The organism is Paraburkholderia eburnea, assembly GCF_002917095.1.
Classification (GTDB): domain Bacteria; phylum Pseudomonadota; class Gammaproteobacteria; order Burkholderiales; family Burkholderiaceae; genus Paraburkholderia; species Paraburkholderia eburnea.
Genome location: NZ_PQGA01000005.1, coordinates 129,777 through 142,427 on the forward strand (window position 1 = coordinate 129,777; position 12,651 = coordinate 142,427).

Consider the following 12,651-nt stretch of genomic DNA (forward strand, 5'->3'; position numbering starts at 1 on the left):
CTGTGCCGCCTTTCATTTGCGCTTTGCGCGCGCAGGCGTCGAACGGAATTCGAAATTCGCTGTAATGAGATAGATTACCAACGCTGACAGAGAGCAAACGAGTCGATGAACAAACGCACAAGGGGACGCATCGGCTCGAAAGCGGACTGTCGATCGCGTGTCACGCAAGGTCCGTACCCTCGTCCACGCTACAATGCGGCTGCCGTTACGTTGCCCGCATCATTGCCCGCTCCACTGCCCCAACCGACATGCAGAATTCTAACCGGGCCTTCCTGCTCGGCCCCTTGCTCAAAGGCGTTTCCCGCTCGTTCTACCTCACCCTGCGCGTGCTGCCCGCCGCCATGCGCGACCCCGTGGGCGAGGCGTATCTGCTCGCGCGCGCGGCCGACACCATCGCCGACACCTCGCTGATCCCGCCGGCCCAGCGCCTCGCGCTGCTGCTGGCGTTTCGCGAGCGCGTGAACGGCACCGGCAATGCGAACGACGACGCCCTGACCCGCATCGCCAGCGAAGTCGCGGGCCAGCAGACGCAATCGGACGAAAAGCTGCTGCTGGAGTCGCTCGGCGGCGCGCTCGACGTGCTCGCGCAACTCGACGAGGCCGACCGCGTGGCCGTGCGCGAGATCGTCACGACGCTCACCGAGGGCATGGAATTCGATCTGAACACCTTCCCCGACGAACGTTCGGGCCAGGTGGCGGCGCTCGGCACCTGGGACGCGCTCGACCGCTATACGTATCTGGTGGCGGGCTGCGTGGGCGAGTTCTGGACGAAGATGACCTATAGGCATCTGCCGGGCACGCTCGCGCCCGCGCTGCGCGAGACCATGTATCAGCGCGGCGTGCGCTTCGGCAAGGCACTGCAGATGGTGAACGTGCTGCGCGACTGCGGCAAGGATCTGCGCATCGGCCGCTGCTATCTGCCCGCGACGATGCTCGCGCAGGCGGCGCTCACGCCCCAGGACCTGCTGCAGCCAGGCACGTCGGCGCGCGCGCGCCCACTCATGTTCGGCCTCGTGCGCATCGCGCTCGATCACTTCCGCGCGGCTATCGACTACGCGTTTGCGCTGCCGCGTCTTTCGATACGTCTGCGCCTTGCGTGCCTGTGGCCGATCCTGATCGGGCTCGAAACGCTGGAGCAACTGGTCGCCAACGAAGACTGGCTCGATCCCGCGCGACCCTCCAAGCTCACGCGCAACGACGTCTATCGCATCCTCGCGTGCTCGACGCTCGCGGCGACGTCCAACACGCTGCTCAACGCGTGGTTCAAGCGCCTGCTCGCGCGCATCGAAGCACGCATGGCCGCGATCGAAAAAGCCTGAAGCAAAAACGGCGCGGGCGGAATGGGTTCCGCCCGCGCCGCCTCCTTCAGGCTGAATCGCTAGCCCTTCGTACCGCGATACAGCTTGATGACCGCCGAGAAGTCGAGCTTGCCGTCACCCTGACTGCTCATCGCCTGATAGAGCTGCTGTGCGATCGCCCCCATGAACGCGGGAAGATGCGCGCTTTTCGCAGCATCGGTGGCAAGGCCCAGATCCTTGAGCATGAGATCCGTGCCGAAGCCGCCCGTATAGCCGCGCGTCGAAGGCGCCGTTTCGATCACGCCCGGAAACGGGTTATAGGTGTCCGAACTCCAGCAGCGGCCCGTCGAAGTATTCATGATGCCGCCGAGCACCTTCGCGTCGATGCCGAGCGCCTCGCCCAGCGCCATCGCCTCTGCCACGCCCGCCATCGTCACACCCAGCACGAGGTTGTTGCAGATCTTCGCGACCTGCCCCGTGCCCGTGTCGCCGCAATGGACGATGTTCTTGCCCATGCCCGAGAGCACCGGCTTCACGCTCTCGTAAAGCTCCGCGCTGCCGCCCACCATGAAGGTGAGCGTGCCGGCCGTGGCGCCGCCCGTGCCGCCCGAAACCGGCGCATCCACGAAGCGGTTGCCATGCGCCTGCGCCAGCTTGCCGAATTCCCGCGCGCTCGCCGGATCGATCGTGCTCGAATCGATGATCGTCACGCCCTTCGCGATGCCCGCCAGCACGCCGTCCTCCGCGGTCAGCACGCTGCGCACGTGCGCGGCGGCGGGCAGCATGGTCACGACCCACTCGGCGCCGCTCACGGCCGCTTTGGGCGACGCGGCTTTCGTTGCGCCCGCATCGGCCAGCGTCTGCATCGCCTGCTCGCTCAGATCGAACACACTCAGCGTGTGCCCGGCCTTGAGCAGATTGAGCGCCATCGGCGCACCCATATGGCCCAGCCCGACGAAACCTATTTTCATAAGCGGTTCTCCTTAGCGCAGGCTGATCGTCGTGTTCACGCCGTCGTTGACGGTGGCGTCATCGAACCAGCGCGCCGTGATGGTCTTGGTCTGCGTGTAGAACTGCACGACCTGCTTGCCGTAGGGGCCGAGATCGCCGAGCTTCGACCCGCGCGAACCCGTGAAGCTGAAATACGGCACCGGCACCGGAATCGGAATATTGATGCCCACCTGGCCAATGTCGATTTCGCTCTGGAATTTGCGGGCCGCCGCGCCGCTTTGCGTGAAAAGACCCACGCCGTTGCCGAACGGATTCGCGTTGACGAGCGCAATGGCCTCATCGAGCGTATTGACCGTGAGCACCACGAGCACCGGCCCGAAGATCTCGTTGGTGTAGATGTCCATGTCCGTCTTCACGTCCGTGAAGACCGTCGGGCCGACAAAGTTGCCGCTCTCGTAGCCCGGCACCTTGACGTCGCGGCCGTCGAGCGCGAGCGTTGCACCCTGCTTCACGCCCGACTCGATCAGGCCCAGAATGCGCTGCTTCGCCGCGCGCGAGACGACCGGGCCAACATCGGTTTTCGCCTCGTGGCCCGCGTTGACCTTGAGCGTCTTCGCTTTTTCCACGAGTTCCGGCACCCACTGCTGCGCCGCGCCGACCAGCACGACCACCGAGGTCGCCATGCAACGCTGACCCGCTGCGCCGAACGCCGCGCCGACCAGCGCGTTGACCGTCTGTTCGCGATTCGCATCGGGCAACACGACGGCGTGATTCTTCGCGCCCATCATCGACTGCACGCGCTTGCCGTGTTCGCTGCCAAGGCGATAGACGTGCGTGCCCACCGCCGTCGAGCCGACGAACGAAATCGCCTTGATGAGCGGATGCGTGCAGATCGCGTCAACGACTTCCTTGCCGCCGTGCACGACGTTGAGCACGCCCTTCGGCACGCCCGCTTCGAGCGCCAGTTCGACCAGTTGCATGGTCGACAGCGGGTCCTGTTCCGACGGCTTGAGCACGAAGGTGTTGCCGCAGACGATCGCCATCGGGAACATCCAGAGCGGAATCATCGCGGGGAAGTTGAACGGCGTGATGCCGGCGCAAACGCCGATAGGCTGCTGCAAGGTGTAGGTATCCACGCCGCCCGCGACGTTCTCCGCAAAACCACCCTGCTGCAGCGTGCCGATCGAGCAGGCGTGCTCGACCACTTCGAGACCGCGGAAGATATCGCCTTCCGCGTCGGGCAGCGTCTTGCCCTGCTCGGCCGTGAGCGTTTGCGCGATGCGCGACATGTTCTCGCGAATCAGCGCCTGCAGCTTGAGCATGATGCGCAGACGCGTGCCGATCGACGTGTTCTTCCAGGTGGCGAAAGCGGCATGCGCGCTCCGCACGGCCTGATCGACTTCGGCGACCGTGGCGAACGGCACGCGGGCCAGCACGTCCTGGGTGGCGGGATTGACGATGTCGCGCCATTCGGTCGTCTTCGATTCGACGAACTCGCCGTCGATCAGCAGCTTGACGGTCGAAACATGGGCATTGGATGCCTGGGTGACTGCGTTCATCTTGAACTCTCTCTCAAATATTTAAACAGGATTGCTATGTAGTTGTTAATCGTGATGCGAACGCATCATGAGCGTACACACGAAGGCGATCACCGCCAGCACGACCATATAGGCCACCACGTAATGCGGCTTGCCGCCGCCATACGCGAGCAATGCGGTCGCGATTATCGGCGCGACGCCGCCGCCCAGCACACCGGCCACCTGCACAGAGACCGAAATGCCCGAATAGCGGATTTCAGCGGGGAATTGCGCGGCAAACAGTTGCGATTCGGGAGCATAGAGAATCGGGAAGACGACGCCCACGCCCAGCACCATTGCCCACCAGACCGTCGCCGGGTGCAGCGTTTCAAGCATCGTGAAGAACGGCGCGGCAAACAGCGCCATGATCACGAGGCCCGCGAGGAACAGGCGCTTTTGGCCGATATGATCGCTCAGCCATCCGGAGAACGGCATCGTCACGAGCGAAAGCACCGCGCCCGCCGTGATCGCATGCAGGATCTGCACCTTGGGAATCTTGAGCTGGTTCGCCGCGTAGGCCAGCGCGAAGGCCACTACCAGGTAGAACCAGGTATTTTCAGCCGTGCGCGCGCCGATGATGGTCAGCAGTTCGCGCGGCTGACGACGGAACACTTCGAGCACGGGCGCCTTTACCGCTTCGCCCTGGCTTTTCACGCGCTCGAAGTCGGGCGACTCGGGCACACGCACACGGATCACCCAGCCGATCAGCACAAGCAGGATGCTCGCGAGAAACGGCACACGCCAGCCCCACGACAGCAGATCCGCTTCGGGCAGCGCGGTGACGGCCGCCATCGCAATCGACGACAGAATCAGCCCGAAGCCCACGCCCGTTTGCGGCAGCGAGCCGAAAAATCCCTTGCGGCCCGGCGGCGCATGCTCGACGGCCATCAGCACCGCACCGCCCCACTCGCCGCCCACGGCCATGCCTTGCAGGAAACGCATCGCCACAAGCAGCACCGCGGCCCAATAACCGATGCTCGCATACGAGGGAATCAGGCCAATCACCATGCTAGGGATGCCCATCAGCAAGAGCGTGGCCAGCAGCATCGATTTACGCCCGATGCGGTCGCCGAAATGACCGAACACGATGCCGCCCATCGGTCGGCCCACGAAGCCCACGCCATAGGTCGCGAAGGCCGCGAGCGTGCCGAGAATCGGATCGAGCGTGGGGAAAAAAACCTTGTTGAAAACGAGCGCGGCAGCGGTGCCGTAAAGGAAGAAGTCGTACCACTCGATCGTCGTGCCGGCCATGCTGGCCCAGCCGGCGATCAGATAATCGCGCGCGCGGCGTTTTTGTCCAGAAACGGGAACGGCCACTGCCGCCCCTTCGGGGGTCGACTGCATGTGCATCGTTTGTCTCCATCTTTATAGTAGGCGACCGTCTGTCGAAGCGACGTTAAAGCGGCGTTGCAGCGGCTATCGAGGCTGTATGAAGCGGTCTGCGAACGAGTATAGTTATTCGAATATCCACGGCATAGAGATGAAAAAGCCCATCCGATATGCAAAAAAACACAACGGGACAGATGGAGACATTGAACTGGGACGATTTGCGCTACTTCCTCGAAGTGGCGCGCACACAGCGCGCGAGCGCCGCCGCGCGGCGGCTGGGCGTCGATCACACCACCGTCGCGCGGCGCGTACGCGAACTGGAAGCCGCATTGGGGACCGTGCTGTTCGACAAGTCCCGCTCGGGCGGCTTCGTGCTCACGGCTGAAGGCCAGCGCCTGCTGGCTTATGCCGATGCGGTCGAGACAACGGTGCAATCGGCGAGCGAGCAGTTTGCGCTAGGCGCGCAATCGCTCTCGGGGCATGTGCGGGTGGGATCGACGGAGGGTTTCGGCTGTTTCTTTCTTGCGCCGCAGCTGGCGCGCTTCACGGGCAAGCATCCCGATATGTCGATCGATCTGCTGCCGGTACCGCATTTCGTGAGTCTGTCGAAACGCGAGGCCGATCTGGCGATCATGCTCGAACGTCCCGAGCGCGGCCAGTATGTCTATACGAAGCTATGCGACTACCGGCTCAGACTCTATGGGACACCTGAATATCTGCAACAGCATCCGCCGATACAATCGGCCGCGGACCTGCGCCAGCATGCTTTCATCAACTATGTCGCCGATCTGGCCTTCAGCCACGAACTGCTTTATCTCGAACGCACCGCGCCCAACGTGACGACCAGTCTTTGCAGCACCAGCGTGATTGCGCAATATCACGCGGCGCTGCAGGGCAGCGCGCTCGCGATCCTGCCGTGCTTCATGGCCGAACCCGATCCGCGTCTCGTTAGCATCCTGCCCGACGAAGTCATGGTGACGCGGCGTTTCTGGCTCTGCAGCCGCGAGGAATTGCGCAAGCTGCGGCGCATCACGTCGCTGTGGGACTATCTGCGCGCGGCCGCCGATGCCAATCAGGCGCTGCTATCAGGAGAATCCCCGACGATGCATTACGTCGAGCCCTGAAAATAAAAAAGCCGCACGGACCATCCGCTTTGCGGATCGCCTGTGCGGCCCCGACGCTGCGTGACACAGGCCCGCCGCGCAAAACGGCCGGCGCGTGTCGCGCATCGACGATCAGGTCCCGACCGGACGGATCGTCAGTGCGTTTTTCACCGACGTCACGCCAGCGACGCCCTTCGCCACGTCCGTGGCGTGATCGACCTGACCTTGCTCCGGCACGGTGCCTTGCAGGATCACGGCGCCGTCCTTGGCGCGGACGGTAATGTTGGCCACGCTGATGTCCTTGTCCTTCGCGAGCGCAGCGCGGACCTTGCGCGAGAGCGCACGGTTAGCGGCCTTGGCCGACTTGTACTGCTGTTTCGACTGCTGGACCTGGGCTTTGGCGCTGTCGGTCGGCGCGGCTGCGGGCGCGCTGGCGGCGTCCTGCGCATAAACGTGAAGCGAAGCAGCGACCAGCATCGTGCCGGCTGCCAGTTTGAACGCCTGAATAGCCTTCATGCAGTTTCTCCTGTTGTCACAGTTTTTTGATGGCCCAATTGGAAAGCTGGACCCGTGCACTACACACCCTTCACTACCGAAAACCGCGTTGCCGGCATTGCGGCCATTGCCGTCCATTCGCCATGCCAGGCACATCGGGGACTAACGATACTCTATTTATTACGAGTCTGATGCGAAAGCTACCGCTAAGACTATTCGACCGTGGGTGAAATGCTTCGATTCCACTGAGGAATCACCGTATCCTGCAACCTCAAGCCTGCAAGCCGTCCCGCATGTCGGGACGAACCGCATTCATTCGAATGCAATTCAACTGCATTTAAGAACGCGCCAATCAGGTGCATGCAGCCGTGCATGCGGCGTGAATACGCGCGATTGGCATTTGATTGACGCGCAATTGGGCATCCTTACTGCGTCGTTTTAGTATGCCCTTACCGACCACCAACGCATGCCATTCGCGCAGCGTTGACAGACACCAACACAGGTTTTACCCGCATTTACTCACGAAAGAAAAAAGCGCGCGCTTTGCATTCCCTCTGTGCGATCGCCCGGCGTAACGCATTACGTGGCGAGTTGCACCTTCACCCAGCGATAGAACTGCTGGATCGCCGCTTCGCGTGGATGGCCCTCGCGCCACGTGAAGTAGTAATCGAGCGACGCGGGAATGCGGGCCTGCCCGAGTTGCACCAGTTCGCCGCGCTCGATGTAACCGCGCGCCAGTTGCAGGCGCGCCGTGGCGGCGCCCTGTCCCGCGACGGTCGCCTGCAACAGCAGCCCCGCATCGTCGAATACCGGACCGCGCTCGGGTTCGTCGCCAGCCACGCCCGCGGCCTCGAAGAAGTCACGCCATGAGCGGCGCGAAAAGCGCAGCAAAGGCATGGCGGCGAGATCCTCGATACGAAACCCGGGATATCGCGCGAGCAGCGTCGGGCTGCACACGGCAACCACCTGGTCGTCGAGCAGTTTGCGGATCTGGAAACCCGGCTCGTCCACGCGCCGATGCCAGATGCCGATGTCGAACGGATAGGGATCGGGTGGCGTGACACCGGCGTGCATACGCACCGAGAGATCGACATTGGGATGCCGGTCGTAGAAGTCACCCAGGCGCGGAATCAGCCAGACCGATGCAAAATCGGACATCACACTCAATTCGAGCCGCGTCACCCCGCTCACGCCGGGTCGCGTGGCGTCGAGCGCCTCGCGCAGGCCTTCGAGGCTATGGCGCACCCGCTCGGCGAGCTGCGCGCCCGCCGCAGTGGGAATCATGCGGCTGCCCGCGCGGCGAAACAGCTCGACACCGAGTTGCGCTTCCAGCGCACGCAGATGGTGGCTCACGGCGCTGTGCGTCAAATGCAATTCTTCCGCCGCGCGGCTGAAACTGCGCCGCCGCGCCGCCGCTTCTAGCGCGCGCAGGGCCTGCAAGGGAGGGAGCGATCGGGACATGACGTCAAATTCTACTCACAATCGCGGCTGAAATCTCTCGCTGGCCTCGCATCCGGCTTTCGCCAATAATCGTGTCCCAGCCATTCAAAATGCTTTCGGGTCGCGCCGGTTCGGTAACGGCCAGGCACCCGACGCGCCCATCGACCATCCGCATCATGACCGCACTCAGATTGCGCGTATTCGCCGTCTTCGCGCTCGGCTACTTCGTTTCCTATCTGTTCCGGGGCGTCAACCTCGGCTTCGCGCCGTTCCTGACGCACGAAATGGGCTTCACGGCCACCGACCTCGGCACGCTCACCAGCCTCTACTTCCTCGGCTTCGCGGGCGCGCAGATTCCGGGCGGCGTGCTGCTCGACCACTTCGGCCCGCGTCGCGTGACCGCCTGCGTCATGCTGGTGGCCGCCGCCGGCGCGCTCGTGTTCGGGCTCTCGCACAGCATGGCCGCGATGATGGTCGGGCGCCTGCTGGTGGGCGTGGGCGTCTCGGTGTGCCTGGGCGGAGCCTTCAAGGCCACGGCCCAGCACTTTCCCGTCGCCCAGCTCACGCTCGTCAACGGTCTCGTGATGGCCGTCGGCGGCCTTGGCGGCGTCGCGGTCGGCGCACCGCTCTCCTGGCTGCTGACGATCGCGCCGTGGCGCTCGGTGAGCCTCGGTCTGGCCGCGCTCACAGCGGCCGTCGCGGCCATCATCTGGATCGGCGGCCCCCGCACGCGCGACACGCATCATCAGGCGAGCGTCCTCGAACAGTTCAAGGGCACCGCGCACATCCTGCGCAGCCACGCGTTCTGGAAGACGGCGACATTTTCGGCGCTCACGCAGACGGTGTTCTACGCGATGCAGTCGCTCTGGGTCGGCGCGTTCCTGCGCGACGTGACGCCCGCGGGCACCGTGGACGTGGCCTCGCGCGCGGCCTCGCTGGTTTCCGTGCTGGGCGGCGCGTTCATCGTCGGCAATATCGGTTTCGGGGCGCTCGCGCGCGCCTTCGAGCGGCGCGGCGTCAGCGTGGCGCGCTTTTCCGGCGTGACGATGGCGCTGTTCGTGCTGGTCCAGGCGCTGCTTGCCGCGCGCGCGCCCTTGCCCGCGCCGCTGCTCTGGGCGGCCTATGGCGCGCTGGGCGGCACCGGCATTCTCACTTATGCCGTGCTGGCCGAGTATTTCCCCGCGCGCTTGATCGGCCGCGTCAACACCACCTTCACGCTGGTGATCTTCGTGGGCATTTTTGTCGCTCAGATCGCCGTCGGCGCGGCGCTCGGACATTGGAGCGCCGTGGACGGCCACTATCCGGTCGTCGCGCATCAGGCCGTCTGGACCGGGCTGATCGTGCTGCAAACGGTCGCAGGCCTCTGGTACTTCATGCCGGGCCGACGCGCCGGCGCCGCACAGCCCGCGATGGAGTCCTGAGTCGCAGCATTGCGAGCAACGGACGTCTGCCGCGCACCATTGCGGCAGGCGTTTTTTATTGCGACAATTATTTCGGTATCCGTATCAAATCGACCCGACCAATGAAATGCGCCCGCCGGATAGCCGACGCTGCGCCGTTTCCTTCTGGAAGCTCCCGCTCGCATAAATTGCCGCGTCGCGTACAATGCTGCCCCGCCGGCCTCGGAGCCACGCTCACGGGCGCTGACAACCGACTGGCCGGTCGTATGACAAAAGCCCGCGCGCCAGCCTGCGCCGATGCGAAACGTCACTTTTGATGTGATGCAGCGAGCGCTCGGCGCGTGAGAAAATACGCCTTCGAATGCTCAGGTAGCGCCCGATTCAAGCACTCAGGTGACGATCGGAAACGGGGAAAACGCACGCCCGTCCGCTTGTTTCCGAACCGAAACACGGCGGCTCAGCGTAAACTTCCGCTGTTGCCATTCGATTGTGTCGATTCATGATAAAGAGAGAAACTTCCATGCCAGACCATAAACACTCGCACGACGATCACTCCGAATCGTGCGGCTGCGATCTGCTGCACCTCCTCGACGGCGTGGACGAGTTCACTCATCAAGTGTTCCCGGGCAACCAGGAGCTGTTCCGCAGCCTCGCCTACAGTCAGGCCCCGCATACGCTGTTCATCACCTGCGCCGACTCGCGCGTGTCGCCCGAGATGATCACGCAGGCTCGCCCCGGTGAGCTGTTCGTCTGCCGCAACATCGGCAATATCGTGCCGGCCTACGGCGAAATGCTCGGCGGCGTCTCGGCCGTGGTCGAATTCGCCGTGATGGCGCTGAACGTCAAGCAGATCGTGCTGTGCGGCCACACCGACTGCGGCGCGATGAAGGGTCTGGCCTCGGGCGGCACGGCCACGGCCGACATGCCCACGGTCACGGCCTGGTTGCGCAACGCCGAAGCAGCGCGCAGCGTCGTGCAAACGCGCGGTCTGGACGAAAACCAGATCGTGCAGGCACTCGTTGAAGAAAACGTGCGCCTGCAGCTCACGCATCTGCGCACTCACCCCGCCGTCGCGGCCCGCGTCGCGCAGAATCAGCTTCAACTGCAAGGCTGGGTGTACGACATCGGGCAAGGCACCGTGGCGATCTTTGACGACACGCGCGGCCGCTTCGAATCGCTCGGCGAAGCGCGCGCCCGCCTGCGCAAGGACACCACGGGCTAACACGCCCGCGGGACTGTCTCGCCGCCCTCCCTCTCAGACATTGCCCCGTCGCCCCTCAGGACCGGACCACGCCGCACAGGCGTCGTCCGGTACGGGCGTTCGATTTTCTCATCCGTTGCAACGATGATTTGACGCCACGGTAACAACATAGGTATTTACCCTAGGCGAAGATCTGGCTATACTGCCGTCCGTACCCCATGCGGTGCCCAGCCGCAGCAGAAAAATAAATCCGGAGGTTGGTTGCCCATGCCGTGCGCTTCCCTGCCGTATCCGCCGTACAAGACACCGAATACCCGTACTACCCGCAGTGCTTTTGCAGTTGCAGGACGATCGCCCGCGCCGCGCTAACGCCGGCACGCGCATCGCGCCACCGCGCCCGTCATGGGCACGGCTGGCCAGAATCTCAGGCCCACTCCACGTCAATCGCCGTTCGATCCGCCGCAGCATCAGCCACGGCGAACGGCTCGCGCTTGCGCGCGCACTGGCGGCCGGTAATGGGCTTCGCACCCGTCTCGGGCTATGCGCCCGATTACCGAAGGAGATGTGCCGTGGAATTCACCCTGAAGCCGCCCGCCAAGATCGAAGTCAAACTGCTGCTGCATCCGCACGACCACAATCGCGCCATGGCGATCGCCAAAACCGCCAATCTCGGCGAGCGCGAGTTCTACGCGCTGGCAATCCACCTCGGCGCAGCGGAAATCCTGCGTTCCGCCGAGTTGGACTGAACAGCGCGCTCAATGACGTGCCGAATAACGTGCGACTCAGACAGCATCAGACCGGCGACGGGTTACGCTCGCTAAAGCCTTCCTGATGCCAGTACGGATACACGGGCCGCACCGCACTCGCGGCGTCGAGCTTCGCGACCTGCTCCGCCGTGAGGTTCCAGCCCACCGCACCCAGGTTCTGGCGTAGCTGCGCCTCGTCGCGCGCGCCGATCAGCACAGTCGAAACCGTCGGCCGCTGCAGCAGCCAGTTCAGCGCGATCTGCGGCACGGTCTTGCCGGTTTCCTGTGCAACTTCGTCGATGGCATCCAGCACGCGGAACAGATAGTCCTCCGGCACCGGCGGCCCCTGCTCGGCCGTCTTGTGCAGGCGGCTCGTCTGCGGCAGCGGCTGGCCGCGGCGAATCTTCCCGGTCAGACGCCCCCAGCCGAGCGGACTCCACACCACCGCGCCCACGCCCTGGTCGAGACCGAGCGGCATCAATTCCCATTCGTAGTCGCGGCCGATCAGCGAGTAATACGTCTGGTTGGCGACGTAGCGCGGATAACCATAGCGATCCGCCACGCCGAGCGACTTCATCAGGTGCCACCCCGAAAAATTCGACACGCCGGTATAGAGGATCTTGCCCGCGCGCACGAGTTCGTCGAGCGTCGAGAGCACTTCCTCCGCGGGCGTTTTCGCGTCGAACCCGTGCAGCTGGAACAGATCGATGTAGTCGGTTTGCAGACGCTTGAGCGCGGCATCGACAGCCCGCTTCAGATGAAAACGCGACGAGCCGACGCTATTGGCGTCGTCATCGGCGAAGCGAAACGTCGCCTTGGTCGAAATGATCGCCTTGTCGCGGCGTCCCTTGAGCGCCTCGCCAAGCACCGACTCCGACACACCGCGCGAATAGATATCGGCGGTATCGAACATCGTGACGCCCGCATCGAGGCAGATGTCGATGAGGTGTCGCGCTTCGGCCACATCGGTTGCGCCCCACGCCTCGAAGAACTCGCCCTTGCCGCCGAACGTGCCCGTACCGAAACTCAGCACCGGTACCTTGAAACCCGATGCGCCCAGAAAACGGTATTCCATTTCCGATCCTCCACAAATCGTGCGTTGAAGAAGCGC

11 protein-coding genes are annotated in these 12,651 nt (G+C 63.9%); 5 read left to right on the top strand and 6 right to left on the bottom strand.

The features are described 5' to 3' along the window. The first annotated feature begins 248 nt into the window (after window positions 1-248). Entirely contained in the window at window positions 249-1,319 is a 1,071-nt protein-coding gene (locus B0G62_RS12675) for a phytoene/squalene synthase family protein (protein ID WP_103704535.1), read from the top strand. 59 nt (window positions 1,320-1,378) lie between these two features. On the opposite strand, the gene mmsB is transcribed toward B0G62_RS12675, so the two are convergent. From mmsB to B0G62_RS12690, 3 genes are read right to left on the bottom strand one after another with little or no spacing between them, the layout of a single operon-like run. After that, the gene (mmsB, locus tag B0G62_RS12680) at window positions 1,379-2,269 is read right to left on the bottom strand and encodes a 3-hydroxyisobutyrate dehydrogenase (protein ID WP_103704536.1); all 891 of its coding nucleotides are present in this window, start codon (window positions 2,267-2,269) and stop codon (window positions 1,379-1,381) included. A 12-nt stretch (window positions 2,270-2,281) separates the two neighbouring features. Continuing rightward, the gene (locus B0G62_RS12685; RefSeq protein WP_103704537.1) at window positions 2,282-3,808 is read right to left on the bottom strand and encodes a CoA-acylating methylmalonate-semialdehyde dehydrogenase; all 1,527 of its coding nucleotides are present in this window, start codon (window positions 3,806-3,808) and stop codon (window positions 2,282-2,284) included. Between the two features lie 45 nt (window positions 3,809-3,853). Further along, window positions 3,854-5,176 carry an MFS transporter gene (locus B0G62_RS12690; RefSeq protein ID WP_181315577.1) on the bottom strand — a complete coding sequence of 441 codons (1,323 nt, stop codon included), beginning with the start codon at window positions 5,174-5,176 and terminating at the stop codon, window positions 3,854-3,856. Window positions 5,177-5,325: 149 nt separating this feature from the next. Between B0G62_RS12690 and B0G62_RS12695 the strand changes: the two genes are divergently transcribed. After that, window positions 5,326-6,279 carry a LysR family transcriptional regulator gene (locus B0G62_RS12695; protein ID WP_103704538.1) on the top strand — a complete coding sequence of 318 codons (954 nt, stop codon included), beginning with the start codon at window positions 5,326-5,328 and terminating at the stop codon, window positions 6,277-6,279. A gap of 111 nt (window positions 6,280-6,390) precedes the next feature. On the opposite strand, the gene B0G62_RS12700 is transcribed toward B0G62_RS12695, so the two are convergent. Next, entirely contained in the window at window positions 6,391-6,774 is a 384-nt protein-coding gene (locus B0G62_RS12700; RefSeq protein WP_103704539.1) for a BON domain-containing protein, read from the bottom strand. Between the two features lie 558 nt (window positions 6,775-7,332). Then, window positions 7,333-8,214, bottom strand: a complete 882-nt coding sequence (locus tag B0G62_RS12705; protein ID WP_103704540.1) for a LysR substrate-binding domain-containing protein — start codon at window positions 8,212-8,214, stop codon at window positions 7,333-7,335. 155 nt (window positions 8,215-8,369) lie between these two features. Between B0G62_RS12705 and B0G62_RS12710 the strand changes: the two genes are divergently transcribed. The 3 genes from B0G62_RS12710 to B0G62_RS31640 all read left to right on the top strand — a co-directional run bounded on the left by B0G62_RS12710 (window position 8,370) and on the right by B0G62_RS31640 (window position 11,540). Continuing rightward, window positions 8,370-9,614, top strand: coding sequence for an MFS transporter (locus tag B0G62_RS12710; RefSeq protein ID WP_103704541.1), 1,245 nt, complete (start codon window positions 8,370-8,372; stop codon window positions 9,612-9,614). Window positions 9,615-10,113: 499 nt separating this feature from the next. Then, window positions 10,114-10,815, top strand: a complete 702-nt coding sequence (locus tag B0G62_RS12715) for a carbonic anhydrase (protein WP_103704542.1) — start codon at window positions 10,114-10,116, stop codon at window positions 10,813-10,815. Window positions 10,816-11,363: 548 nt separating this feature from the next. After that, complete coding sequence (locus tag B0G62_RS31640) at window positions 11,364-11,540, top strand: hypothetical protein (protein WP_167401241.1); 177 nt, start codon at window positions 11,364-11,366, stop codon at window positions 11,538-11,540. A gap of 46 nt (window positions 11,541-11,586) precedes the next feature. Here the strand turns inward: B0G62_RS31640 and B0G62_RS12720 are convergent, their stop codons facing one another. Beyond that, window positions 11,587-12,615: an aldo/keto reductase gene (locus B0G62_RS12720; RefSeq protein ID WP_103704543.1), complete on the bottom strand. Its 1,029-nt coding sequence runs from the start codon at window positions 12,613-12,615 to the stop codon at window positions 11,587-11,589. Window positions 12,616-12,651 lie beyond the last annotated feature (36 nt).